We start from the raw sequence: 25,701 nt of genomic DNA, 5'->3' as shown, positions 1-25,701 counted from the left end.
CTCATTGGTCGCCATCCTTGCTCGCGGGCACCACGCCTGAAGGCAAGCGAATGCCGTTGTCCCTGATGAAAAAACTCAAGGCAGACAGGCTGTAGGGAATGCTGGCCCCGGTCTGCAGTTCAGGTGCATTGCGGCTCTCGGAAGCGACCTCCAGCACGGCCGGCGAATCCTGTCCACGGCCGCCATCCGCAAACGGCGAGTTGCCCGTACCGACCGAGACGACCGCGTTCCCAGCGGTGGGACGGTCTGCTGCGGGGCTGGCCGGAGCAACGGGCACAGAAGCGCCGGCGGTGATGTCGGCGCTCAGCCCGGTCGGATTGCTGACGGTGTAATTGCTGGCCAGCCCGCTGCCGTTGGACAGCGTGCTGCCAGAGACCGTGACCGCCTTGCCACTACCGACGCTGGCGCTGTTGAAAGTCCCGCGCGAGCCTGACAGTTGCAGCGTCTCGCTGCCGACCAGTCCTGTCAGCGTGCCACCGCTGAGGGACGCAGCCGGCGTGCCGTCGAACACCTTGTTGGCCGCCGTCATGCCGGCGATGGTCAGCGCCTTGGGCGTGATGTCGGCCGTCAGGCCGGTCGGGTTGCTGACGCTGTAGTTCGATGCCAGGCCCGTGCCGTCGACCAGCGAGGCACCGGTCAAGGTCACGGTCTTTGCATTCGCCGCATTCTTGTCGGAGAACGCACCGGACAGGCCCGCCAGACCCAGGGTTTCGCTGCCCACCAGGCCGCTGAGGCTGCCGCCTGACAAGGTCGCCGCCACGCTGCCGTCGTAGACCTTGTTGGCCGCGCTGATGCCTGCAACCGTCAGCGCCTTGGGCGTGATGTCGGCCGTCAGGCCGGTCGGGTTGCTGACGCTGTAGTTCGATGCCAGGCCGGTGCCGTCGACCAGCGAGGCACCGGTCAAGGTCACGGTCTTTGCATTCGCCGCATTCTTATCGGAGAACGCACCGGACAGGCCCGCCAGACCCAAGGTTTCCGACCCGACCAGGCCGCTGAGGCTGCCGCCTGACAAGGTCGCCGCCACGCTGCCGTCGTAGACCTTGTTGGCCGCGCTGATGCCTGCAACCGTCAGCGCCTTGGGCGTGATGTCGGCCGTCAGGCCGGTCGGGTTGCTGACGCTGTAGTTCGATGCCAGGCCGGTGCCGTCGACCAGCGAGGCACCGGTCAAGGTCACGGTCTTTGCATTCGCCGCATTCTTGTCGGAGAACGCACCGGACAGGCCCGCCAGACCCAGGGTTTCGCTGCCCACCAGGCCGCTGAGGCTGCCGCCTGACAAGCTCGCCGCCACGCTGCCGTCGTAGACCTTGTTGGCCGCGCTGACGCCCGCAACCGTCAGCGCCTTGGGCGTGATATCTGCGGTGGTGCTGGCCGTGTCGCTGGCCAGACTGTAATTGCCAGCATCTGCGCCGCCCAGCGCGATGCCGCTGACGCGCACCGCCTTGCCGATGGCGGCGTTCTTGTCGCTGAACGCACCCGTCGTGGCGCTGACGGACAGGTTGTCGCCTGCGACCATGCCGCTGAAGGTCGCGCCCGTCGTGTCCAGGCTGGCTTTGGTATTGCCGTCATAGACCTTGCTGCCGGCGGTGATGCCGCCGATGTTGGTTATGCTTGCCTTGGCGATATTGGCGCTCAAAGTTGCCGTGCTGCTGACCGTATAGTTGCTGGCCAGGCCCGTGCTGGTATCAAGCAGGGTCGTGCCAGTCACCGTGACGGTCTTGCCGTCGGCCGCATTTCTGTCCGAAAACACTGCGGTCTGGCCACCCAGGCCCAAGGTTTCGCCGCCCACCAGGCCACTCAGCGTGCCCCCCGTCAGGGAGGCCGCCGTGTTGCCATCGTAGACTTTGTTGTTCGCCAGTTGCCCCGAGATCGTCAGTGCTTTTTGCGTGATGTCTGCCGTCAGCCCGGTTGGATTGTTGACCGTGTAATTGGCGGCCAGGCCATTGCCGGTGTCCAGCAGGGTCGTTCCCGCCACCGTCACGGCCTTGCCGTTGGCCGCGTTCTTGTCCGCAAACGTGGCCGTCTGGCCACCGATGCCCAAGGTTTCGCCGCCCACCAGGCCGTCCAGCGTGCCGCCGCTCAAGCTCGCAACAACATTGCCGTCGTAGACCTTGCTGGCGGCCACCTGGCCCGTCACCGTCAGCGTTTTCGGCGTGATGCTGCCGGTCACGCCCGTGGGGTTGGTCAACGAGTAGTTAGAAGCCGAACTGTTGCCATCGACCAGCGTCGTGCCGGTCACTGTCACCGCCTTGCCGTTGCCCGCGTTCTTGTCGGCGAACACGCCCGTGCCGCCCGCCAAGCCCAGCGTTTCGCCGGTGACCAGGCCGTTCAAGTCCCCCCCAGAAAGCGTAGCCGTGGTGCTGCCGTCGTACACGCGCGTACCGGCCGTCATGCCCGATACCGTCAAGGCTTTGGGCGTGATATTGGCGGTGAAGGTCGGGTCGGTCAGCGTGTAGTTGCTTGCCAGGCCGCCGCCATTGCCATTGACCAGCGTGGTGCCGGTCGAGGTCACGGTCTTGCCGATGCCCACGTTCTTGTCGTCAAAGGTCGCCACCAGGCCGGCCGCGCCCAGCGTTTCCGAGCCGATCGTGCCGCTGATGGAACCGCCCGTCACGCTGGCCTTGGTGGTGCCGTCGTAGACCTTGTTGACGGCTGTCATGTTGATGATCGTCACGGCTTTCGGCGTGATGCTGCCAGTGCCGGTGCCGACGGTGCTGGCCAAGGTGTAATTGCCCGCATCCGTGCCACCCAATGCGATGCCGCTGACCGTCACGGTCTTGTTGCCGGCATTCTTGTCATTGAACAGTGCCGAGGCGGCGCTGAACGACAGGCTGTCGCCACTGGCCATGCCATTGAAGATGGCGTTCGTCGCGCTGACGGTGGCCTTGGTATTGCCGTCATAGACCTTGCTGTCGGCGACGATGTTGGAAACGCTGTTGATGGTCGCCTGGTTGATATTGGCGGTCACGCCGGTCGCATCGCTGACCGTGTAGTTGCTGGCCAGGCCGGTGCCGTCGGCCAGCGTCGCGCCGCTCACCGTGACGGTCTTGTCGGAGCCGACGTTCTTGTCGGCAAAAGCACCTGACAGGCCAGACAGGCCCAGGGTTTCACCACCGACCAGGCCGCTCAACGCGCCGCCGGTCACGGCTGCCTTGGTGCTGCCGTCATAGACCTTGTTGGCGGCCGTCACGCCACTGATCGTCAGCACTTTTTTCGTGATGTCGCCGATCACGCCGTTCGGATTGGTCACCGAATAATTGCTGGCCAGGCCGCTTCCGTCGACCAGGGTGGAGCCGGTAACGGTCACGGCCTTGCCGGCGCCGGCATCCTTGTCGGCAAACACGCCCGTCTGGCCGGACACGGTCAAGGTTTCTCCGGCCACCAGGCCATTCAGCGTGCCGCCCGTCAATGCCGCCTTTGTATTGCCGTCATACGCCTTGGCGATGACGGTCACGCCGCTCACTGTCAGTTCCTTTGGCGTAATGCTGGCGGTCAGGCCGGTCACCAGGCCAACCGTGTAATTGCTGGCCAGGCCGCCGCCAGTACCGTCGGACAGCGCGCCGCCCGTCACCATCACGGTCTTGCCGCTGGCCGCGTTCTTGTCGCCAAAGACGCCGGTAAGGCTGGACAGACCCAGCGTTTCTGACCCGACCAGGCCGTCAAGGCTGCCGCCGCTGAGAGTCGCCGCCGTGCTGCCATCGTAGACCTTGTCGCTAGCGGTCGCGCCGCTCACCGTCAGCGCCTTGGGCGTGATATTGCCGGTCACGCCAGCGGCGTTGCTGACCGTATAGTTGCTGGCCAGGCCAGAGGAATCGCCCAGGGTCGCGCCGGTAACCGTCACGGCCTTGCCGTTGCCCGCGTTCTGGTCGTTGAATGTACCGCTCTGGCCGGACAGGGTCAGGCTTTCGCCGACCACCAGGCCATTCAGGGTACCGCCCGAAATGGTGGCTTTGGTGTTGCCGTCGTAAGCCTTGCTGGCGACGGTCACGCCGCTGACCGTCAAGGCTTTTGGCGTGATATCGGCCGCCAGGCCCGTCACGCTGCCGACCGTGTAGTTGCTGGCCAGGCCGCCGTTGCTGCCATTGCTCAAGCTGCCACCGGTGACCGTCACGGCCTTGCCATTGCCGGCGTTCTTGTCGGCGAAGCTGCCAGACAGCGCGCCCAGGCCCACCGTTTCGCTGCCGACCAGGCCGCTCAGGGCGCCGCCGCTGATCACCGCCGCTAGGGTGCCGTCGTAGACCTTGTTGCCGGCCGCCGCGCCGGTCAACGTCAAGGTTTTGGGCGTGATGCTGGCCAACACGGTGGTGTCGGCCAGCTTATAGTTGGACGCCAGCCCGCCGCCGCTGCCATTGCCCAGCAGAGTGCTGACGGTGACCGTCTTGCCATTGCCGGCGTTCTTGTCGGCAAACGTGGCGCTGGAGGCAGAGGTCAGCGTTTCGCCGCTTACCATACCGGTGATGCTGCCGTTGTTGATGCTGGCCGTCGAATTGCCGTCGTAGACTTTGTTGTCCACCGCCAGGCTGGTCCAGCTCAAAGCCTTGGCCGTGATGGTGCCAGTGACACCGGATGGCGCATCCAGTGTGTAGTTGCTGGCCAGGCCGGAACCATCGGACAGCGTGCCTAAGGTCACAGTCACCGTCTTGCCCGTGCCGGCGTTCTTGTCGCCGAATACGCCGGTCGATGCCCCAAAGCCCAGGGTTTCACTGCCGATCAGGCCGTCCAAGGTGCCGCCGGTCAGGGTGGCGCCGGTGCCGGCGTTGTATTCCCTGGTGGTCACGGCCATGCCGGTGACCGCCAAGGTTTTCGGCGTGATGGTGCCGGTCAGGCCGTTGGCCGTGACGATGTAGTTGCCGCCCGCGCTGCCGGTGGTGATAGCCGTCACGGCCTTGCCCGTGCCAGCGTCCTTGGTGTCGAACGAGCCCGTATTGAAGTTGATATTGGGCTGATCCTGCAACAGCAGGCCCACCACGGCACCGCCGGAAAGCGTGGCCGCCGTGGTGCCGTCATAGGCGCGGGTGTCGACCGTCGCGCCGCTAAGGGTCGCGCCTTTCCTGTCGATGGTCAGGGTCGCGGTGTTGGAACTGATGGCGTAGCCGCGCTGGCCGGAATACAGGCCGCCGGCCGTGATGGCATACGTACCGGCATTGACCGCGCTGCCCGCCGCGCCATAGTTCAGACTGCCCTCCAGCACGGCATTCGGGTTCGAGAAGGTGACACCCGGCGCCGTCCAGCTATTGGTGCCGTCATAGGTCTTGCTGGCGTTCGACATGAAAGTCACCTGCAGCGGCGTCATGAAGGCGCGCAGCAGGGCAGAGGTATTGCCGTCGTAGACGATCCATGTGCTGGCCAAGTCCCATGACGCTCCGCTGTAGGTGGCCAGCTGCTTCAATTGCGCGGTGGTCAAGCCGTTGCCGGTGGCGCTGGTGGCCTGGCCCGTGGTGGAGGGATCCCAGAAGCTGCCGCTGCTACTCCCACTATTGGTGCCCACAAGGCCGCCCACGCCGAGGGTGCCGGATACGGCGCCGTTCGCGTAACTATTGCTCAAGCTACCGGAGTTCAGGCCGACCAGCCCACCCACATCAGTCCCGCCGCTCACCGTGCCGGCGGCATAACTGTTGCTGACCGTGCCACTATTGCTGCCGACCAGGCCGCCGACGCCGGCCGAGCCGGTCACGCTCGCGGTGCTGTAATTGCCGCTGACAAGGCCGGCATTGCTGCCGACCAGCGTGCCGGTGGAATCCTTGCCGTTGACGCTCCCGCTTTCGAGGCCCACATTGCGCACGCTTGCGCTGCCAGACGTCGCGCCGAACAGGCCCGCGTAATTCGAGCTCGGACGGTTGATGACCAGGCCGGAAATGACATGGCCAGCGCCGTCGAAAGTGCCGGTGAAAGGATTCGTCGTGCCCGCGCCTACAGGCACGAAGGTGCCGCCATTCCAGACATCGCTGGAGAGGCCGGTGCTGGCAGCATTGATGTCCTGCTTCAGCGTATAGTTGCCGGCCAGGTTCATTGCCATCAGCTGCAACTGGTGCGACGAATAGATCTTGGTGCTGTATTCAGCGGCCAGCATAGGCCCGGTGGCGCCGGTCGCGTTGCCTGCGCCGTTGAGCGTGCCGTCGGTGTTGACCATCACCCAGTTGTTGCCGGGAGCGCCAGGCGTGGTCGTGAAAGTGAAGGCAGTGAAATTCGACGCGGTCTGCATTTGCGACGATGTCAGGCCACTGAGCGAGGGGGTGGTGGAGCCGCTATTGGTACCGACACCTGGCATTCCTGGGTTCACGGTGGTGTTGTAATACCCGCCAGTGATCGAGGGACTTGTGCCGGCAGCGATGCTGCCAATCACGCCGCCCAAGGTTCCGGAGCCGCTGGAAGACAGGCTCACCGCGCCGGACGAATACACATTGGTAATCGAGCCAGCACTGGTATTCGCGCCAACCACACCACCTACGGCCGTGACGCCCGTCACCGCGCCGGTCGCATAGCTGTTGCTGATAATGCCGGAGTTTCCACCAGCCAGGCCGCCAAAGCCAGTGCCCGTGAGTCCTCGGCTTGTCACCGCGCCGGTGGAGTAGCTGTTGATGATCTGGCTGGACGCCACATTGGAGCCGACCAAGCCACCGGTCAGACTATTGCTCGTCACCGCACCGGTATTGAAACTGTTGGTGATGACGCCGGTGGCGCGATTATGGGACGTAAGCCCCCCCGTATTGGTGGTTCCTGACACCTTGCCGCTGTTAAAACTGTCGGTGATCCTGCCCAGGTTGTTGCCGACCAGGCCGCCCGCAGTGTATGCGCCGACCACTTCACCCGCGTTGAAGCTGTTGACGATGTTGCTGGTCTTGGTGGTGTTGCCCACCAGCCCCCCCATCCAGAAGTCATAGTTCCCGGAGACGCGCACCGTGCTGCTGTTGTAGCTGTCGCTGATCGTGCCGCTGTTGAGTCCGACAAGGCCGGCGCCGATGGCACCGGTCGTGACTGTCACCGAACCACCGCTCACGTACGCATTGCTGACGGTGCCACTGTTGATGGCGGCCAGTGCGGCGATATTGCCTTGTGTGCTGGCGATATTGCCGGCGATCACGGGCGCGACCAGGCCCACATTGCGTATGCTGCCGCTGTTGGAACCGAACAGGCCGGCGACGCCGGCCGCAGTGGTGGTGGCGCTGTTCAAGCCGGTAATGACATGGCCCAGCCCATCGAACTGCCCGGAAAATGGTAAGCCAGTGGTACCTATGGGCGTGAATCCGAGACCGCTATTCCAGGCTGAGGTCGAGCTGGCATCGATGTTGGCACCCAGCACATAGTTGCCAGTCACTGCTCCGCTCACGCCTTGCAAATCGGCGCCGCTGATGCTGCCGGTGGCGCCCAGCGTATTGATCACCGTGTAATTCGTCAGCGCACCATTGCTGCCCAGTTTGGTGCTGAAGTTGTTTCCCGACGGCAGGTCGACTTCAGCCTTGACGTTATAGACGCTGGCATTGCCCGCCGCCACGGCCTGCTGGCCGTATTCCAGCGCCAGGCTGGCCGTGCCGGAGCCGCGCAATGGCTGATTGATATTGATATTGTTTTGCGCCGTCAGTATGAGCTGGTTGGCCGACCACGAAATCGAGTCGTTGACGTTGATGTCGCCCAGCACGCCGCTGCCGCCCGAAATGCTCTGGACCTGGACATTGCTGGTCTTGAGCGCGTTCGTAAAAAACGCGCCGGTCTGGTCGCCACCGGTCACCGCGATGGTGTAGTCGTTCGGGTCGATCAGCCAGGTGCCGGTCCGGCCGTTGCTTGCACTCGTCGTCACGTTCAAGGCGTCGTGCAGTTTGACGTGCGCCGCCGAGGTCTCGACAAAGCCGCCATTGCCGCCAGCCGGGGCACTTGCATCCAGTGTGCCTGCAGCATTCACCGTGCCGGTCTGCATGTCGCCCAGCAGCTTGATGCTGCCGTTGTGGTTGACCAGGGTCTGCGCCTGGATCACGCCGGTGTTGTTGACCACGGTATTGAGCAGCTTGCCCGCTGCCTGCGCCGTCATCAGCACCTGGCCGCCGTCGGCCTGGATCAGCCCGCCATTGCTGACCAGCGCGTTGACAGCGCCCTGGTCGACGGCGACATTGAGCAGACCGTCACCCGCGACATCGAGCGTGATGGCCTGGCCGGCGGCCAGCGCCACCGAGCCCATGCGCGCGGCGATCACGCCGTCGTTGATCACGTGGGCTCCCAGCATGGCGACATAGCCGCCGGGCGCATTGATGCTGCCCAGGTTGCTCACCGCCTGGGTGCTGTTGCCGGAGAACTTGTAACGCCCGGCCATGAAGTCGCTGTCCTTGATGCCCAGCGTCGAGGCCACCAGGCCGCCCACGTTGACCGAAGCACCCTTGCCGAACAGGATGCCGTTGGGGTTGACGAGGAACACCTTGCCATTGGCCGACAGGTTGCCAAAGATGGCGGACGGCTCGCTGCCGACCACGCGGTTGAGCGCCACCGCGCTGGCGTTGGGTTGCACGAACTGCACGGACTCGCCCGCACCTATGCCAAAGCTTTGCCAGTTCAACACCGCGCTCTGGCTGCCCTGCACAATGGTCATATTGCCCGGCGCGGCCGTCACGTTGGCGCTGCCGGCAGTGACCACCCCGCCCTGCGGCAGGGCCGCGGCGCCCGCGGCGTAGGCCAGGCACAGCGCGGTCGCCAGCGCCCTCAAGGCCCAGCGCCCCGCCTGCAGCGAACCCGTGCAGGCCGACGCCGTTTTACCGCCGCTTTTGCTTGTCTCGGCGGCTGCCACATAGGTGGCGGTGCTGTCGTTCCAGATGGATCGGTAGATGTGGTTCATTGTCGGGTAGGCGCTGTAAGAGTGCGAGGCGGTCGCTGAGGAGGGGCCGGCGTTCTGGCGTGGGCCGAGGCTTAGAAATACTTCACGGCCTGGATCCAGAAACGGCTGCTGGCATCCGGAGCCGAGGTGGCCACCGCATTGCCGACTTTATGGGCGTAGAACGCCTTGATGCTGAAGTCGCTGCCGACCCACCAGTTCAGGCCTAGGCCCGCGCCGCTGAGCTTGCGGCTGTTCTTGCCAGTGAACCAGGGGTTGCGACTGAGGGTCACGGCGCCGGTATCGATGAAGCCAATCAGCTGGAACTGCCCTGGCACGGCATCTGCGGGCGGCAAGGTGTAGCGGGCTTCCACAGTGAGAACAACACCGCGGTCGCCATAGCTCTCGCCTTCGGGATAGGCGCGAACAGCATTGGCTCCACCCAATTGCATTTTTTCGGACACGTCAAGATTCTTGGAAGCGATCTGTCCACTGGCCGCGGCATAGATCTGGGCCATTCCACCGGCGCTTTGCAGCCGGGCCAGGTTGAAGCCCAGCTTGCTGTAGGATCCTTGTGTCTTGGCCGCCGCCGCATCAGCGGCCCGGGCGGCCGAATCCTGCAGATCGATATTGCCCGCCGTACCGGTCAGGCTGTAGGTGTTGATCGCCCGAGCCCCGAAGCTGTCGCGGTGGTCGCCATTGAGGCTCAGCATCAGCACCTGCACTTTTTTCGTCTGGCTCAGCTGGGTGCTGTCCACCTCATCGCGCATGCGCTTGCTGTCAAACGCCAGTTGAACGGACAGATTCGACTGGCGCGAACGCAGCAGCGGATAGCTGGCGTAGACGCTGGCGATGCCGGCCGTGCCATGGGCCTGCAGGTTGTGGAATTCCCTTCCCAGGCTATAGTCGAGATAGGCATAGGCCACGCCGACCTTGGTGCGTTCGACCTGCACTTGGTAGGCCGCGCGCGCGTAGTCCAGCCCGTTCCCAGATGTCAGCAGGCGCAGGCTGGCAACGTCGCCGTAGCCTGATGGATTGTTCAGGTTGATCGCGCTGCCCACGCGGTTGCGACCGGTGTAGCGGTTGCCCTGATTATCGCCATCGACAGCGCCCGACACCAGGGGTCCGGGGGCCACGTCCAGAACCAGATCCGAACTGCCGACCGACGCGCCAGGACTGAGCGTTGAGCGCACTTGCACACCTGGCAGGTCGGTCAGCAGCAGCAAGCTGCGCTCCAGCGGTGCCAGTGTGACGGCATCGTTGGACGCTGGCTCCAGCAAGCCCATGACTACGCTGTCCTTGAGCCGCGATTGATTGCTGATCGTGACCGCGCCGTAGCGCCCCTCAAGTACCGCCAGAGTGACCAAGCCGTCGTTGATGTCCTGCGGCGGCAGGTAGGCCCGGGCCACGAAATAGCCGTGCGCGCGGTAGTAGTCGGTCACGCGCTGTGCGAGACCGTTGAGGTCTGACAGCGACATCACCGATTGCGGCTTGAAGCCGGTGGCGTCAAGCAGCACCGCTTGAGTGAACGCCTGCGCACCCGTGATGCGCAAGCTGTCCACCCTGACCGTGGTCTGGTCCGTCAAGGGCTGCGGTGGTTGCTGGCCCTGCTCGATGCGAATCTCCGGTGGCTTGGGCTGCGGCCTGGGCGCCGGCGGTATTTGCTGCAACTGGCTGCCCGCACTCGGAAGTTGCTGGGCCCATGCGGCAGGAGCTGACAATGCCCAAATGCCAGTGATCAGGTAGGCAGTTACCCTGTATTTATGCACGCGAAACCCCAAGATACGGATGGATTGAATAGTAGTTCATTTATGTAACTATTAGTAGTTTTTGTGTTATTTGGCAAACAGATTGGATCGCCCCCCTGGTTCCTCGGTGCTTCATGGACACGCTGCCCATGCCGACCACAATGCGGCAAGCGTCTTTGCCGGCCGCGGAGTCAGGCAATTGCTGGCCGGGCAAGCGGTCAAAAAAGAAAAAAGATGTGCCGAATCACAAGACAGAAGTTAGGGGCGCAAGGCTCCGAGCCGGGTGCTGCAATGCACCCTAGGCTTGGTGAGACTGAGGTAAGCCGCCTGGGTGGCAACACCCCGGCGCTCTGGTCTTTGAGCCAAGAAACCCGCGCTATAGCGTTGGCTTAGCGGAGGAAGAGAGCATGGCGCTGCGCCTGGTGTTGCGGCGCTAGCCGCCCGGGCGCAGACCGGCGCAGGCAGTCGGGATCGCCGACCCAGGCCTCGGTCCCGGCGGCCGTCAGTTCTGCCACCAAAGCGCTAGCGCGGCCGCAGCCGCCATCGATACAAGGCCCAGCCCTACGCCCATGCCGTAGCGCCAGCCGCCCACGACGAATGCCAAGACCGACTTGGCCAGCGTGCTGGCGGTGAGCACCGCGACGCAGCCCCACTGCGCCATGGCCAGGGAAAGGCTGCCCGAAGAATGCAATTGGGCCATGCTGGCGGCTGCCGCATGGGCCTCGGCCAAGGCCGCAATCGCGGCCGCTGCAAGCACGCCCGCGCTGCCGAAAAGCTGTTGCAGCCAGGACGCAAGCAGCGCCACCAGGGCCATGACGGCCGCGAGCAGCAAGGCCTGCGACAAGGTGAAAGCCTGTGCCGCTTGCGCCTGCACGGTCGCGGCCTGCGCCGGCGCACGCCACAGGCACAGCGCGGCGGCCGCTGCAAGGCAAAGCGCCGCGGCTGCCAGCGGCATCAGCATGGCCAGCAGCAAAGGCATGGAGGCCGCGCCCAGCACGGCCGCAAGCAGGCCCAGCGACGCCAGCTGGGACAGCATGGCACAGGCGCAGGCCGCAGTCCAAGGCTGGCCGGCGCTCCTGGTGCTTTGGCCGAAGTGCACAACTGCTGCCGTGGAAGAAGCGAAACCCGAGAAAAATCCGGCCACCGGCTGGCCCCAGCGAGCGCCCAGCGCGCGCGTCAGCACATGGCCCAGCATGCCTACGGCCATGACCAGCACCACCAGCCGCCACAGTGTAGGCAGACGCAGCACACCCCAGGGATCGACGGGCTGCTGCGGCAAAAGCGGCATCACCACCAGGGCGGCCGCGGCCAGCAGCAGGCCGTCGCGCAGCTCATGCTCGCGCAGCAGTTCACGGCTCCAGCGTTGCAGCACGCCCTTGGAGTGCACCAGCAGCGCGCACAGCACGCCCAGCGCCGCCGCCGTGGCGGCGCTTTGATGCGACAGCGCGCCCAGCGTCAGCGAAAACAGCAGGACCACTTCGCTGGTCAGGCCGGGGTCGCGCCGGGCCGAATGCCAGTAGGCGGCCACCGCCAGCGCCCCCACCAGCAGCATTGCCGCGACGAAAGCCTCGGTGCCCAGACTCCACGCCATGCAGCCGAGCAGGGCCGTCAGCGCATGGGTGCGCACACCGGCGCTGCTGCGCTGCGCCGGCTCCCGGCGTTCGCTCGCCACCCCGATCAGCAAGCCTACGCCCAGCGACACGATCCAGGGCGCTGTTCCACTCCAATGCTGCAGCATATGACGGTCCTGTGGAGAGTTGTCGGCACCCGGGCCTGCGCATTCCCGCTGTGGTCTGCGCTGCAGCTTGCGCAGCGGGGGATTTCCCGGGTCGGGATGCCTGTGCCACACCAATGCCAGGTTTTCAGTTTACGCCGGGCAGCGCCGCCTCTATCGGCGCACAGGCCGCGTTGCATTTGCCTGCAGGGCCAGGCGCAATGCCCGCGCTGACGCGCACATTCGCGACGCTGCTGGCAAGGCGAAGCGGACATGTCCGGCTTGGCCTGGGGCCGCAGCCGGGCGGCGTCACTGCGGCCGCGGCAAATACCATGGCCGTGAGCAATGGGCTCGCACCATAGAGGAGAACATATGTCCGTCAATCGCACCGATGCCAGCGTCAAAAAGGACGTCGAGGACGAAATCAAATGGGATCCTGCCGTCCGGGATGACAACATGATTGCCGTGACCGTCAGGGACGGGGTGGCGACGCTTACCGGCTTTGTCAAAAACTACATGGATTCCTACTATGCAGAGAAGGCGGCCAAGCGTGTGACCGGTGTGACTGGCGTGGCCAACGACATCGAGGTGAGACTTCTGACGGAGCGCACCGACTATGAAATTGCCGAGGAAGCCGTCAAGGCGCTGCAGCGGGAGTTGCCGACGATTTCTGAAAGCATCAAGGTCGTCGTGAAAGATGGCTGGCTCAAGATCGAGGGCGAGTGCGACTGGAATTACCAGAAGGAATGCGCTGAACGGGCGCTGCGGTCCATCAACGGCATCAAGACCATTTCCAACCTGATCACCGTGAAGGAGCAGGCCACTCCGGTGGATATCAAGCAGAAGATCGAAGAAGCGCTGGTGCGCAATGCCCGGCTTGACGCAGACCGGATCACGGTCGAAGTCGCGGGCGGCAGGGTCACCTTGCGCGGCAAGGTCCGATCGCTGGCGGAGAAAACGCAGGCCCAGCGCTCGGCCTGGGCGGCGCCGGGCATCACCTGGGTCGAGAATGCCATTGCGGTAGCTCCCTGAGACCATCGACGCAAACCGCACAGCAGCCTGCCTCAGCCTGCAGTGTCGCGCGCGGGCCGTCGCGCTCACCAAATTCCCATCGCTGCCCATGGTCCGTCTGCACGTCGGCGCCCTTGTCCCGCTGCTGCGACCATGCCAGGCGCAGCGGCCGTATCGGCGCATTTCCGCCGCTGCTGGAAAGTGCCCAGCATGGCCGAAATGACAACGTTAGCCTTTCACGCACTCATTCCAATAATTTCCATGTTTGCTTGAAAACAGCAAGTTATGCAATAGGTCAGACGCCAATTTCCAGCAACAATGACAACGTTATCATTCGATGGAGCTTTCAACAGATGCAGATGCCGGCATGGCCGGGCGGCGTCTATCGATTCCATAACGCAGGAGACATGAATGAAGAAAACCTTTGCAGCGCTGTGCCTGGGCCTTGTCGCACTCGCGGCGCAGGCCCAAGGCTGGCCGGAAAAAACCGTCACGCTGGTGGTTCCGTTTCCTCCAGGCGGCTCGACCGATCAGGTCGCGCGTGCCGTGGGGCCGCTGCTCACCAATGCCTTGAAACAGTCATTCCTCGTCGACAACAAGCCCGGCGCCACGGGAACGATTGGCGCGACCTTCGTCAAGCGCGCGCCCGCGGATGGCTACACCTTTCTCGTGAGCTCGCTGGGTCCGCTGGCGATCACGCCCCATCTGATCAAAGGCATGCAATATGACCCGCTCAAGGATTTCGATCTGATCACGGTGGCCGTGCAATCGCCCAACGTGCTGATCGTGCCCGCGAATTCGCCCTACAAATCGGTGGCCGACGTGATCGCCTATCTGCGCGCGAATCCCGGAAAGATGACATTTGCTTCGGCGGGCCACGGCACCAGCGACCACCTGACTGCCGAACTGTTCTGGCAGCAGACCGGCACCTCCGCCATCCATGTGCCGTACAAGGGCGGCGCGCCCGCCCATGCCGACATCATGGGCGGCCAGGTCGATGCCTCGTTCCAGAACATCAACGCGGTGGTGCAGTACATCAAGGGCGGCAAGATGCGCGCCCTGGCCATCACCAGCGCCGCGCGCTCCCCGGTGCTGCCCGACGTGCCCACGCTCGCCGAAGCCGGAGTGAAGAACGTGGAAGTCACCTCCTGGCAGGCCATCGTTGCCCCCAAGGGCCTGCCGCCCGCGGTGCGCGAGAAGGCGCATGCCGCGTTTGCTCAGGCCTTGAACGACCCCAAGGTCAGGGACCAGTTCGTCTCCATAGGCTTCGAGATGGTGGTCAACACGCCGGCCCAGTTCGCGCAGTTCCAGCGCCAGGAATACGCGAAGTGGAAGTCGGTGATCGAGACCGGAAAGATCACCATCGACTGAGGTCGGGCAGGGCTGAAACATCCCCATGCGCGGCGCAGCGCGCAGGCGGCGACGGGGCGGTGCGAACGGGCAGGGCGGCAGGAAAGAGACCTTAAAATCGCTGCAGCCACTGTGCCGCCCGTTCCCCGTCTACCCAAGGCATGATGACCGCATGACCCTATTGCCCGCCGCAACCATCAGTGCCCAGCCCGGTATCGCCTACCGCAAGGTCAAGAGCATTCTGATCTCCGAGATCGCGTCCGGAGCGCTGCAGCCTGGCGTGAAATTCCCCAATGAGACGGTGTTGGCGAAACGCTTCGGCGTGTCGGTCGGCACGCTGCGCCGGGCCGTCGAGGAGCTGGTCGCCGAGAACATCCTGGTGCGCCAGCATGGCCGCGGCACTTTCGTGCGCAGTCTCGACGAGGAACGCTTTCTGTTCCAGTTCTTCAAGCTCGCCGACCGGGACGGCAATTTCGAGTATCCCAAGGTCGAACTCGTGGCCTTCAGCCAAGGCGCGGCGAATTCACAGGAAGCCAAGGTGCTAGGCCTGCAACCCGGCGACGCGGTGTTCCGGCTTGAAAACGTGCTGTCGCTGCAGAACCTGGCGACGGTGCACGATCGCATCTCCATCGACGCGAAACTGTTCGAGGGCCTGACGCAGCAATGCCTGACTCAGCGCGCGGGCACGATCTACGAGCTCTACCAGCGCCGCTTCGGCGTGACGATCGCCTGCGCCGACGAACGTCTGCGCGCCGAAGACGCGGATGCGCGCAGTGCAGAACTGCTGGGCATCGCGCCGGGCACCTCGGTGCTGCGCATCGAGCGCGTGGCGTTCACCGTGCAGAACCGGCCCTGCGAATGGCGCATCTCCATCGTCAACTCCAGCCGCGTGGACTACGTGTCCCGCTCCGCGCACAACTGAAGCGCGCAGCGCGCGGCATTCTGGCAGCCGCCGCGCCGCGTTGCAGCGCTCAGAGCCCTGGTTGCCCCGGGCACGACAAGCCAAAACCTTTTCTGACTGACTGCGCATAGCAGGCGGACGCCGGCCCCGGTGCGCGCGCAAACGCCGCGTATTTCCCGACTGGGAAAACCCTGAATGCAAAGTCATACATATGACTTATATTTCTTTTCAGGCGATTCAGATTCGCTGACGCGAGTCGCCAGGCCATCCCCAGCCCCAGCGAAACCAAGGAGAAATCTCTTGATCCACTGCGTACTGCATGAAGAAAAGGACAGCGTCGCTGTCGTCGTCGTCGAAGGCATCACCGCCGGGCAAGACATGAATGCGCTCATCCTGGATGACGATCGCACGATCACCATCCAGGCCAATGCAGCCATCCCCATCGGCCACAAGGTGGCAGTGCGCGACATGGAGGTGGGCGACACGGTGATGAAGTACGGCACGGACATCGGCAAGGTCGTGGCACGCATCGCCACCGGCGACCACGCCCACGTGCACAACATCAAGACCAAGCGCTGGTAAGCCCAGCGCCCGCACCTGCGCCAAGCAACCCCGTCCACTCAAAGGCTCTACCTCATGTCCATCATCGATTCATCCACGACCTTCTGGGGCTATCGCCGTGAAAACGGCCGCGTCGGCGTGCGCAACCACGTCATCATCCTGCCGCTCGATGACCTGTCCAATGCCGCCGCCGAAGCGGTGGCGCACGCGGTCAAGGGCACGATGGCCATTCCCCATCCCTATGGCCGGCTGCAGTTCGGCGCAGACCTGGAGCTGCACTTTCGCACGCTGATCGGCGCCGGCTCGAACCCGAATGTCGCAGCTGTCGTGGTGATCGGCATCGAGGACAGCTGGACCAAGACCGTGGTCGACGGCATCGCTGCCACCGGCAAGCCCGTGGTCGGCTTCGGCATCGAAGGCCATGGCGACCACGAGACCATCATGCGCGCGTCGCAGGCCGCAAAGAAGATGGTCCAGCATGCGACCACGCTGCACCGCGTCGAATGCCCGATCTCGGATCTGTGGATCTCGACCAAATGCGGCGAGTCGGACACCACCTCGGGCTGCGGCGCCAATCCCACCGTGGGCAATGCGTTCGACAAGCTCTACGGCCTGGGAACGACCCTGGTGTTCGGCGAAACATCGGAGCTCACGGGCGGCGAGCATCTTGTCGCCGCGCGCTGCCGCACCGACCAGGTGCGCGCCGACTTCATGAAGATGTTCGACGGCTACCAGGAGATGATCAAGCGCCATGCGACCACCGATCTGTCGGATTCGCAGCCGACCAAGGGCAACATCGCCGGCGGCCTGACGACCATCGAGGAGAAGGCGCTGGGCAACATCCAGAAGATAGGCAAGAAGTGCATGGTCGACGGCGTGCTCGACAAGGCCGAGACCCCGGACAAGCCCGGGCTGTGGTTCATGGACTCCTCGTCGGCCGCGGCCGAGATGGTGACGCTGTGCGCGGCCTCGGGTTTCGCGGTGCATTTCTTTCCCACCGGCCAGGGCAATGTGATCGGCAACGCCATCGTTCCGGTCATCAAGATCTGCGCCAACCCACGCACCGTGCGCCTGATGAGCGAGCACATCGACGTCGATTGCTCGGGCCTGCTGCAAAAGGAGCAGACCATGGACGCCGCGGGCGACCTGCTGCTGGAGATGATGCTGCAGACCATCAACGGCCGCTTCACCTCGGCAGAAGCACTGGGCCACCGCGAGTTCGTGATGACGCGGCTGTTCGAAAGCGCCTGAGCGCCAGCAGCTCGGCGGCGCGCCACAACGCCGCCGGCTGCGCCTGCCTGCGCCACGCGGCGCGGCTTTCCCTCCTGCCGTGCGGCATGCACGGCAACGCATTCCCACGCCAAGAATCGACAGAGGAGTTCCGGATGACCACATGGTGTAATCGGCTTACGAGACGTAATGCCCTTCACGCGATCGCATCGGCCAGCGCCGTGTCGCTCGTCCCCTCCCTGGCCGCGGCCCAGGACGGCTATCCGTCCAAGCCGATACGCTACATCGTGCCGTTTCCGCCCGGCGGCCTGACCGACGTGATGGCGCGGCTCATCGCCCAGAGCACGGGCATGGCCATCAAGCAATCCGTGCTGGTCGACAACCGTGCGGGCGCGAGTGCCAACCTCGGTGCCGACCTCGCAGCCAAGTCCAGCCCCGACGGCTACACCTGGCTGGCGATCACGCTTGCGCATGCGGTCAACCAGTCGCTGTTTTCCAACCTGCCGTACAGCCTCGAGAAGAACCTGGCTCCGGTCGCGCATCTGGCAACCAGCCCGCTGGTGCTGGTGGTCAATGAAAACAATCCCGCAAGAAGCGTCGCCGACCTGCTGGCGCAGGCGCGCGCCAAACGGCTGAACTGCGGCTCCAGTGGCAACGGCACGCCGCCGCACCTGGGCATGGAGCTGCTGGCGCTCAACGCCAAGATCGAGGTCTCGCACATTCCCTACAAGGGCGGCGCGCCTTCGCTCAATGATCTGCTGGGCTCGCAGCTCGACTTCATCGTCTCCAATCTGCCCGAGTCCTCGACCTATGTGAAGGCCGGCAAGCTGCGCGCGCTGGCCGTGACTTCGGCAAGGCGCCATCCTCTGCTGCCCGATGTGCCCACGTTTGCCGAAGCCGGACTTCCGGGCGTGGAGCTCGAGAACTGGACGGGGTTGATGATGCCGGCCGGCACGCCCAAGGCCGTGATCGATCGGGTCTCGGCGGAAGCGATCAAGGCCGTCACCTCCAAGGAGATATCGGAGCGTGTCGGCGCCATGGGCTTCACCTCGACCGGGCTGGGGCCCACGGAGTTCGGCGAGCTGATCAAGAAGGATGTGGCCCGCTGGCGCGAAATCGTCAAGGCACGCAACATCCAGACCGGCTGATCCCACCGCCCGCCGCTGCCGCCCGCCGCTCCACTTCCTACGGAACACCACCATGTCACTGCAGAAAATCGTCATCACCGAGTTCATGGACCAGGCAGCCGTCGATGCGCTGCGCGCCGACTTCGAGGTGGTCTATGACCCCGGCCTGGTCGATGATGGCGCGCGGCTGCATCAGGCCGTGGCCACGGCCGACGCCGTGATCGTGCGCAACCGCACGCAGCTGCGCGGCGAACTGCTGGCCGCGTGCACCAGGGCGCGCGTGATCGGTCGACTGGGCGTGGGCCTGGACAACATCGATGTCGAAGCGTGCAAGGCGCGCGGCATGGTGGTGATTCCCGCCACCGGGGCCAATGCGCTGGCCGTGGCCGAATATGTCATCGCCACGGCAATGCTGCTGCTGCGCGGCGTGTATCTTTCGAGCGCCCAGGTCGCCGGCGGGCAGTGGCCGCGCGCGGCGCTGTCCAACGGACGCGAGACCGCAGGCACCTGTCTGGGCCTGGTCGGCTTCGGCGGAATAGGGCGGCTGGCCGCCGGCCTGGCGCAGGCACTGGGCATGCGCGTGGTCGGCCATGACCCGATGGTGGCGCCGGACCATCCCGCCTGGCGGCAATACGGTGTCACGCCGCTGGGCCTGGACGCGCTGCTGGCCTGCGCCGACGTGGTGAGCCTGCATGTGCCGCTGACGGCGCAGACGGCCCACATGCTCTCGGCCGCGCGCATCGCGCAGATGAAGCCTGGCTCCATCGTCATCAACACCGCGCGCGGCGGCATTGTCGATGAGGCCGCGGTTGCCTCCGCCTTGAAGGAGGGCAGACTGGGAGGGGCGGCCTTCGACGTTTTCGAGCCCGAGCCGCTGACCGTGCCCAACGTCTGGCAGGGCTGTTCCAACGTCATACTCACCCCGCATGTGGCCGGCGTGACCGCGCAATCGAATGTGCGTGTTTCCACGCTGATCGCGGCCGCCGTGGCCCGCATCCTGAAAGACTGAACCATGCTACATTCCCGCGCCGCCTTGACGGCACTGATCAATGACGTTCTGCAAAAGGCCGGCGCCAGCCCGGCGCAAAGCGCGCCCACGGCCCTGGCGCTGGTCGCAGCCGAGGCCAGCGGCCTGCCGTCGCACGGCCTGTCGCGCGTGCCCATGTACGTAGCCCATCTCAAGGCCGGCCGCGTCATGGGCAACGCCGTGCCTTTCATCGCCAACCAGCGCGCCAGCGCGGTGTTGATCGACGCCGCCAATGGTTTCGCCTTTCCCGCCTGCCGGCTGGCCGTGGACGAGGCCATCACGCGCGCGCGCGCCACGGGCATTGCGATTGCGGCCATCACCAACAGCCATCACTCGGGCATGTCGTCCTACCATCTGGATGCGGTGGCCGCCGCGGGCATGGTCGGCATCGCCTGCAGCAATTCGCCCGCGGCCATGCCGGCCGCCGGGGGAAAACGGCCGATCTTCGGCACCAACCCCATCGCCGCGGTCTTTCCGCGCAGCGGCGCCCGGCGCGGCGGCGCCCGCCCCCTCAGCATCGACCTGTCGCTGTCCGAGGTGGCGCGCGGCAAGCTCATGGTCGCGGCCAAGAAAGGCGAGTCCATTCCGCTGGGCTGGGCGCTGGACGCCGAAGGCCAGCCGACCACCGACCCCCAAAAGGGCATGCAGGGCTCTATGCTGCCCATGGGCGGCGTCAAGGGCGCGATGCTGGCGCTGATCGTCGAATTGCTGGTCACCACGCTGACCGGCGCGCACTTCGGCGCCGAGGCCGACACCTTCTTCGAAGACGAAGGCAACCAGCCGCGCCTGGGCCAGGCCTTCATCGTGATCGATCCCGGCGCCCTGGGCGGCACGGCGGTGTACGCCGAGCGCATCGAGGCACTGATTGCGGCGATGTTGGTGGACGAAGGCGTGCGCCTACCCGGACAGCGGCGCTTCGACCTGCTGGCCCGGGCCGAAGCGGCCGCAGGCATCGAAGTGCCGCAAGCCACCATCGACGCGATTGCCGCACTGGCTTGATGCCCGTCTATGCGTGCCGCGCGCGCAGCAGACGTCAGACCGGGCGCGCGGCCAGCACCGTGCCGCGGCATTCGCCAAAGCCTATGCGCGCGGCTCCGGGTTTTTCGCACCAGCCCTGAAAGATCACGCTGTCACCGTCCTGGAGGAAGCCGCGCTGCTCGCCATGGCCTATGTCCACGGGCCGCTGGCCGCCGTGCGTGAGCTCGATCAACGCCCCGGCCTCGCCGGCGCTCGGGCCCGAGATGGTGCCGCTGCCGATCAGGTCGCCCACCTGCAGGTTGCAGCCGCCTGCCGTGTGGTGGGCCAACATCTGCGCGATGCTCCAATACTGGTGGCGAAAGCTGGTCTGCGTGATGCTGCGCCCGCGCAGTCCGGCGGCCGTGGCCTGCGCGCTTTGCAGCGTGACCTGGAGCTGGATGTCAAACGCACCCTGCCTGCGGTTGGCGGCGGATTCCAGATAGGCCAGGGGCTGGGGCTCGGTGGCGGGTCGGTTCCAGGGCAGGCGATACGGCGCAAGCGCTTCGAGCGTGACGATCCACGGCGACACCGTGGTGGCGAAGTTCTTGGCGTTGAACGGGCCCAGGGGCTGCATTTCCCACACCTGGATATCGCGCGCCGACCAGTCGTTGAGCAGGCTCAGGCCGAAGATATGCGCCTCGGCGGCGTCAAGCGCCACGGGCTCGCCCGCAGGATTGCCCTGGCCTATCCAGGTGGCGATCTCGAGCTCGTAGTCCAGGCGGGCGCAAGGAGCGAACACCGGCGTCTGCTCGCCCGGCGCCAGCGACTGTCCCAACGGCCGGCGAAACTGCTGGCCACTGACGCCCACCGACGAGGCGCGGCCGTGGTAGGCCTGCGGCATCCAGCGGAAATTGGGCGTCGCGTCGCCATCGGGGTACATGATGCGCATGCAGTTGCGCGCATGGTGCAGCGATGTATAGAAGTCCGTGTAGTCGCCGATGCGCGCAGGCACGGCGTATTCCACCTGGGCCAGCGGAAGCAGGCAGTCGCGCAGCGCGGCCTGCTCGGCGGCGCTGGCCTGGTGCAGCAGGGCAAACAGCGCATGGCGCAGCGCGCTCCAGGCACTCGGGCCCAGCGCCATCAAGGCATTGAGGCTTTCCTGCGCGCCGGCCTGGGCCGCGGCTTGCGCGGGCGCTGCCAGCAGCCCGATTCGGGCCAGCGCCGCCAGGTCAAGCGCCTGATCGCCGATGGCGACGGCGCCGCGAAACGCCTGCTGCGTGCCCGCCGGGCGCAACACGGCGAACGGCAGATTCTGGATGGGAAAGTCGCAGTCGGGCGCATTGGCGGATGCCAGCCAGCTGCGCGCCTGGGCGTCGTGGGTATGGTTGAGCGTATGCATGGAAGATTTCTGGAAATGGCGCGCCGGCTGCGCCGGGCCGGTACAGCCGCCGGCACCGGTGTCAGGCAAGCAGCGCGGCAAACAGGCGCTCGTCGAAGATCGCCACCGCCCGGGTCCAGCCGGCGGAGGCACCGCGGATCTTGTGCGGAAAGCAGCTGATGAAGAAACCCGTCGCGGGCAGGGCTTCGAGGTTGTTGAGCTTTTCCAGGTGGCAGTAGCCGATGTCGCGCCCGGCTTTATGGCCTTCCCAGATCAACCCCGCATCCTGCGAGGCCGCGTACTTTTCGGCGGTGTAGACGAAAGGCGCATCCCAGCTCCAGGCGTCGGTGCCGGTCAGGCGCACGCCGCGCTCGAGCAGGTACATGGTGGCCTCGTAGCCCATGCCGCAGCCGGCGGCGACATAGTCATCGTGGCCGTAGCGGCTGCCGGCGCGGGTGTTGACCACGACGATCTCCAGCGGCTGCAGCTGATGGTCTATGCGCCGGAGCTCGGCCGCGACGTCGGCCGCGGTCACCACATAGCCATCTTCCATGTGGCGGAAGTCCAGCTTGACGCCGGGCTGGAAGCACCAGTCCAGCGGCACCTGATCGATGGTGATGGCCGGCTTGCTGCCATCCAGCGTTTTGTCCATGGTGCTGTGAAAGTGATAGGGCGCGTCCAGATGCGTGCCGTTGTGCGTGGACAGGCTGACCTTTTCGACGGCCCAGCCTTCGCCGTCGGGCAGATCTTCCTTTTTCAGGCCGGGGAAGAACGAGGCGATCTGCTCGACGGTGTTCTCATGGCTGAAATACTGGATCTCGGGCTTGAACGCCGGCGGGTCGGAGACCACATCGTTTTCGAGATAGATGGACAGGTCGACAATCTTGCGTGTCATGAGAGACTCCTTCGTATGCAATGGGGCCAAGCGCGCTTCATTCCGCGCGGATGTGGTTGTCGCGCACGACCTTGGCCCAGCCCTGGGCGTCCTCCCTGAGGAACTTGCGGAAATCCTCGGGCGTGCCGCCTGCGGGCACCAGTCCCAGATCCTTGAGCCGCGCCTGAAAGCCGGCGCTGGCGATGATGGTCTGGGCCACGGCGTTGACCTTGTTCACCACGTCGGGCGGCGTGCCCTTGGGTGCGAGCAGGCCATGCCAGGAGTCGCCGACAAAGCCCGGGAAGGTTTCGCCGACCGTGGGCACATCGGGCAAGGCCTCTATGCGCTTGGGGCCGGAGACGGCCAGCGCGTGCAGCTTGCCGGCCTGGATGTAGGGGATGGTGGTGGTGGACGGATCGAAGGCCGTGACCACGCGCGCGGCCATCAGGTCGGTCAGCGCGCTGTCCTTGTAGGGCACATGCACCATGGTGGCGCCCGCCATGTTCAGCATCCGGGCCATGGCCACATGCGTGCCCTGGCCTATGCCGTAGCTCGCATAGGTCAAGGTGTCGGGCTTGGCCCTGGCCGCGGCCATCAGCTGCGCCAGGGTCTTGTAGGGCGACTGCGGCGATGTCACCAGCACATACGGCACGGACAGCACGCGCACCACGGGCACGAAATCATCGGGCTTGTAGGGCAGCGTCTTGTACACATAGGGGTTGATCGAGGTGGTGTTGTTCACGGTGTAGAGCAGCGCATAGCCGTCGCCCGGCGCGCTGGCCACGCTCTGCGCGCCGATGATGGTGCTGGCGCCGGCGCGGTTCTCGACCACGATGGGCTGGCCCAGCGCCTTGGACATGGGCTCGCTCATCAGCCGCATGATCACATCGGGCGAGGAACCCGCGCCAAAGGGCACGACCACGCGTATCGGCTTGCTCGGATAGCTGGCGCCCTGCGCCATGGCGAGCAGCGGCAGGGCGCCGGCCAGCAGCACGAGGGCGTGGCGGCGCGAGGGGCAGTAAAAGGTCATGCTTGTCTCCGTTGTGGTTGGTTTTTTGTCTTGCGGCAGCCGGGCGGTCACTTCGGCGCGCGCCAGTGCACCATGGGCAGGCCCGCCACGGGCGAGCGGAAAAAGGGAATGCGCGTGCCCAGCAGACTGCCCAGATAGACTGTGCGCAGGTCGGGGCCGCCAAAGGTGATGCTGGCCATCCAGGGCGCGATGCTGCCGCGTGCGCGCTGCATGTCCTCGCTGGTCAAACTGCGGTCGTCGAAGCGCCGCATCAGATGGGCGCTGGCCGCGGCGTCGCCGTCATCGAGCAGCGTGCGCAGCTCGCCCTCGGGCGTGATCGCCACCAGCCGGTCGACCATGATCAGCGTGCACCACAGGTTGCCATAGGCATCGAAGGCAATGCCGTCGGGCATGCCGCCCAGGTGCGCGGGGCCGAACAGCTGGCGGTCGGTGAGGCGGACCTGGGCCGGATCGGACTCGTCCAGGCGCAGCCGGGTGATGCAAGGCCCCGTGGTCTCGACCACGTACAGCCACTCTTCGCGCGCATCGAGCCGCACTTCGTTGGTGAAACCGAAGCCGTCGGCAACCACGCGCAACCGGCCGTTCTCGACCACGGCCACATAGCCGTCGCGCACGCCCGTGGCCAGCGCTTCGGTCCAGGGGTTGACGCGCGTCGAGACCGTCAGCCAGATGCGGTCGCGCGAATCGCGCAGCACGAAATTCACCTTGCCTATGGGCTGGCCGTCGATGCTGTCGTACAGCGTGCGCGTGCGGCCCTCACGGTCCATGACTTCCAGCCGGTCGCTGCCGAAGTTGGAGATCAGGATGCTGCCGTCGGCGCAGAAAGCCAGTCCATTGGGCAGCGTGCCGGTGGTCAAACGGCTTTCCATCTGCGCGACGCTTGCGCTGCCGGCGGCGGAAAATCGCGTATCGGCGCTCTGGCCTATGAAGCGCTGCGTGCCGTCGGTGGCGATGTGCACCACGCCGCCGCGCGCGTCGGCGCTCCACAGCGAACCGTCGGCTTCGGCCAGGATGCATTCCGGGCGCTGCAGTTCATTGCCGACATAGCCGATCTGCGCGCGCTCCACACTGAATCCGTCCAGCGGATTGGCATGCGTCATGGTGGGTCTCCTCTATTTTGTTGCTTATACGTATGTATAAACTAAGCGTGCAAACGCCGTCAACCGGGAATTCATCATCTAGGATGTGCACCATGAACACCGTATCCCGTCCGAAAGCCGCGCCGAAAGCCCGCTTGCGCGCGCCCCAGCGCCGTGCCGACAGCGAGGCCACGCGCCAGCGCATTCTGGATGCGGCCGAGCGTCTCTTTGCCGATGCCGGCTTTCATGCCACGTCGATCCGCGAAATCGCCACCCTGGCGCAATGCCAGTTCGCGCTCATCGGCTACCACTTCGGCTCCAAGGAAGAGCTGCTGGACCATGTGATCGCGCGCCGCTCGGATGTGCTGAACCACGAGCGGATGAGGCGCCTGGACGAATTGCTGGCACTGCACGGCACGGCGCCCATTCCGCTGCGCGCGCTGATCACCAGCTTTGTGAGCACCTTGATGACGCGCGCCGACTCGGACGATGAAGGCTGGCGCAACTACACCCGGCTGATTGCGGTGGTGGCGGCCAACGCGCAGTGGAAGGACCTGACGGAAAAGCACTTCAATGCCGTGGCGCGCGAGTACCTGGCGCAGCTGCAGCGCAGCTTGCCCGGCGTGCCCAGCGAAAATCTGTACCGCGCCTTCACCTTCTCGGTGGGAACGATGCTGTCGGTGTGCGCGCGCTCGGACCGCATAGAGACGCTGTCGGGCGGCGCGTTCGATTCGCGCCAGGTGGCAGGCCTGAGCGATGCGCTGTGCGTTTTTCTCGAAGGCGGTTTCCTGGCCATCGCCCAGGCCTAGGGGCTGCTGCCGGCGCACAGGCCGCTGGGTTTGGGGCAGGACTTCAGGGATTTCCCGAATGGGCGCTGCCAAACAGGAAATAATAGCGGCATACCCTCAGATCCAGGTCCTATG

At 65.3% G+C, this 25,701-nt stretch carries 16 protein-coding genes; 9 read left to right on the top strand and 7 right to left on the bottom strand.

Annotated features, from left to right (window positions below; all coding sequences use genetic code 11):
* Position 1: 1 nt before the first annotated feature.
* The 3 genes from ACSVDO_RS26190 to ACSVDO_RS26180 form a co-directional block, all read right to left on the bottom strand.
* The gene (locus ACSVDO_RS26190) at positions 2–8,815 is read right to left on the bottom strand and encodes a YDG domain-containing protein (RefSeq protein ID WP_489597521.1); all 8,814 of its coding nucleotides are present in this window, start codon (positions 8,813–8,815) and stop codon (positions 2–4) included.
* A 71-nt stretch (positions 8,816–8,886) separates the two neighbouring features.
* Complete coding sequence (locus tag ACSVDO_RS26185; protein ID WP_489597519.1) at positions 8,887–10,572, bottom strand: ShlB/FhaC/HecB family hemolysin secretion/activation protein; 1,686 nt, start codon at positions 10,570–10,572, stop codon at positions 8,887–8,889.
* Between the two features lie 469 nt (positions 10,573–11,041).
* The gene (locus ACSVDO_RS26180) at positions 11,042–12,277 is read right to left on the bottom strand and encodes an MgtC/SapB family protein (RefSeq protein ID WP_489597518.1); all 1,236 of its coding nucleotides are present in this window, start codon (positions 12,275–12,277) and stop codon (positions 11,042–11,044) included.
* A gap of 348 nt (positions 12,278–12,625) precedes the next feature.
* On the opposite strand from ACSVDO_RS26180, the gene ACSVDO_RS26175 reads away from it, so the two are divergent.
* The 8 genes from ACSVDO_RS26175 (at position 12,626) to ACSVDO_RS26140 (ending at position 20,459) form a co-directional block, all read left to right on the top strand.
* Complete coding sequence (locus ACSVDO_RS26175) at positions 12,626–13,285, top strand: BON domain-containing protein (RefSeq protein WP_332549209.1); 660 nt, start codon at positions 12,626–12,628, stop codon at positions 13,283–13,285.
* Between the two features lie 390 nt (positions 13,286–13,675).
* Positions 13,676–14,635: a Bug family tripartite tricarboxylate transporter substrate binding protein gene (locus ACSVDO_RS26170; RefSeq protein ID WP_489597516.1), complete on the top strand. Its 960-nt coding sequence runs from the start codon at positions 13,676–13,678 to the stop codon at positions 14,633–14,635.
* A gap of 151 nt (positions 14,636–14,786) precedes the next feature.
* A complete protein-coding gene (locus tag ACSVDO_RS26165) occupies positions 14,787–15,536 on the top strand; it encodes a GntR family transcriptional regulator (RefSeq protein ID WP_332549213.1) in 750 nt (249 codons plus the stop codon).
* 279 nt (positions 15,537–15,815) lie between these two features.
* Positions 15,816–16,097 carry a UxaA family hydrolase gene (locus ACSVDO_RS26160; protein ID WP_332549215.1) on the top strand — a complete coding sequence of 94 codons (282 nt, stop codon included), beginning with the start codon at positions 15,816–15,818 and terminating at the stop codon, positions 16,095–16,097.
* Positions 16,098–16,151: 54 nt separating this feature from the next.
* Positions 16,152–17,327: a UxaA family hydrolase gene (locus ACSVDO_RS26155; RefSeq protein WP_332549217.1), complete on the top strand. Its 1,176-nt coding sequence runs from the start codon at positions 16,152–16,154 to the stop codon at positions 17,325–17,327.
* 200 nt (positions 17,328–17,527) lie between these two features.
* Positions 17,528–18,454 (top strand): Bug family tripartite tricarboxylate transporter substrate binding protein, encoded by a 927-nt coding sequence (locus ACSVDO_RS26150; RefSeq protein ID WP_489597514.1) that lies wholly within the window; start codon positions 17,528–17,530, stop codon positions 18,452–18,454.
* A gap of 52 nt (positions 18,455–18,506) precedes the next feature.
* The gene (locus ACSVDO_RS26145; RefSeq protein ID WP_489597512.1) at positions 18,507–19,442 is read left to right on the top strand and encodes a hydroxyacid dehydrogenase; all 936 of its coding nucleotides are present in this window, start codon (positions 18,507–18,509) and stop codon (positions 19,440–19,442) included.
* 3 nt (positions 19,443–19,445) lie between these two features.
* A complete protein-coding gene (locus ACSVDO_RS26140; RefSeq protein WP_489597510.1) occupies positions 19,446–20,459 on the top strand; it encodes an Ldh family oxidoreductase in 1,014 nt (337 codons plus the stop codon).
* Between the two features lie 34 nt (positions 20,460–20,493).
* Here the strand turns inward: ACSVDO_RS26140 and fahA are convergent, their stop codons facing one another.
* The 4 genes from fahA to ACSVDO_RS26120 form a co-directional block, all read right to left on the bottom strand.
* Positions 20,494–21,816, bottom strand: coding sequence for a fumarylacetoacetase (gene fahA / locus ACSVDO_RS26135; RefSeq protein WP_489597509.1), 1,323 nt, complete (start codon positions 21,814–21,816; stop codon positions 20,494–20,496).
* A 61-nt stretch (positions 21,817–21,877) separates the two neighbouring features.
* On the bottom strand, positions 21,878–22,690 hold the full coding sequence (locus ACSVDO_RS26130) for a cyclase family protein (RefSeq protein WP_489597508.1): 813 nt from the start codon (positions 22,688–22,690) through the stop codon (positions 21,878–21,880).
* Between the two features lie 37 nt (positions 22,691–22,727).
* Positions 22,728–23,699 (bottom strand): Bug family tripartite tricarboxylate transporter substrate binding protein, encoded by a 972-nt coding sequence (locus ACSVDO_RS26125; RefSeq protein ID WP_489597506.1) that lies wholly within the window; start codon positions 23,697–23,699, stop codon positions 22,728–22,730.
* Positions 23,700–23,746: 47 nt separating this feature from the next.
* Positions 23,747–24,799 carry an SMP-30/gluconolactonase/LRE family protein gene (locus ACSVDO_RS26120; RefSeq protein ID WP_489597504.1) on the bottom strand — a complete coding sequence of 351 codons (1,053 nt, stop codon included), beginning with the start codon at positions 24,797–24,799 and terminating at the stop codon, positions 23,747–23,749.
* Between the two features lie 92 nt (positions 24,800–24,891).
* On the opposite strand from ACSVDO_RS26120, the gene ACSVDO_RS26115 reads away from it, so the two are divergent.
* Positions 24,892–25,587 carry a TetR family transcriptional regulator gene (locus ACSVDO_RS26115; protein ID WP_489597502.1) on the top strand — a complete coding sequence of 232 codons (696 nt, stop codon included), beginning with the start codon at positions 24,892–24,894 and terminating at the stop codon, positions 25,585–25,587.
* The last annotated feature ends 114 nt before the right edge of the window (positions 25,588–25,701 follow it).

It is taken from the genome of Comamonas sp. DB36 (genome assembly GCF_057914905.1).
Note: the sequence above shows the minus strand (reverse complement) of the source record. Positions and strands in the feature narration are given on the sequence as shown.

What these genes read in the sequence shown, in the direction of transcription:
- ACSVDO_RS26190 (WP_489597521.1), bottom strand. Translation starts at nt 8,815, where the DNA reads ATGAACCACATCTACCGATCCATCTGGAACGACAGCACCGCCACCTAT.
- ACSVDO_RS26180 (WP_489597518.1), bottom strand. Translation starts at nt 12,277, where the DNA reads ATGCTGCAGCATTGGAGTGGAACAGCGCCCTGGATCGTGTCGCTGGGC.
- ACSVDO_RS26175 (WP_332549209.1), top strand. Translation starts at nt 12,626, where the DNA reads ATGTCCGTCAATCGCACCGATGCCAGCGTCAAAAAGGACGTCGAGGAC.
- ACSVDO_RS26170 (WP_489597516.1), top strand. Translation starts at nt 13,676, where the DNA reads ATGAAGAAAACCTTTGCAGCGCTGTGCCTGGGCCTTGTCGCACTCGCG.
- ACSVDO_RS26165 (WP_332549213.1), top strand. Translation starts at nt 14,787, where the DNA reads ATGACCCTATTGCCCGCCGCAACCATCAGTGCCCAGCCCGGTATCGCC.
- ACSVDO_RS26155 (WP_332549217.1), top strand. Translation starts at nt 16,152, where the DNA reads ATGTCCATCATCGATTCATCCACGACCTTCTGGGGCTATCGCCGTGAA.
- ACSVDO_RS26145 (WP_489597512.1), top strand. Translation starts at nt 18,507, where the DNA reads ATGTCACTGCAGAAAATCGTCATCACCGAGTTCATGGACCAGGCAGCC.
- ACSVDO_RS26140 (WP_489597510.1), top strand. Translation starts at nt 19,446, where the DNA reads ATGCTACATTCCCGCGCCGCCTTGACGGCACTGATCAATGACGTTCTG.
- fahA (WP_489597509.1), bottom strand. Translation starts at nt 21,816, where the DNA reads ATGCATACGCTCAACCATACCCACGACGCCCAGGCGCGCAGCTGGCTG.
- ACSVDO_RS26130 (WP_489597508.1), bottom strand. Translation starts at nt 22,690, where the DNA reads ATGACACGCAAGATTGTCGACCTGTCCATCTATCTCGAAAACGATGTG.
- ACSVDO_RS26125 (WP_489597506.1), bottom strand. Translation starts at nt 23,699, where the DNA reads ATGACCTTTTACTGCCCCTCGCGCCGCCACGCCCTCGTGCTGCTGGCC.
- ACSVDO_RS26120 (WP_489597504.1), bottom strand. Translation starts at nt 24,799, where the DNA reads ATGACGCATGCCAATCCGCTGGACGGATTCAGTGTGGAGCGCGCGCAG.
- ACSVDO_RS26115 (WP_489597502.1), top strand. Translation starts at nt 24,892, where the DNA reads ATGAACACCGTATCCCGTCCGAAAGCCGCGCCGAAAGCCCGCTTGCGC.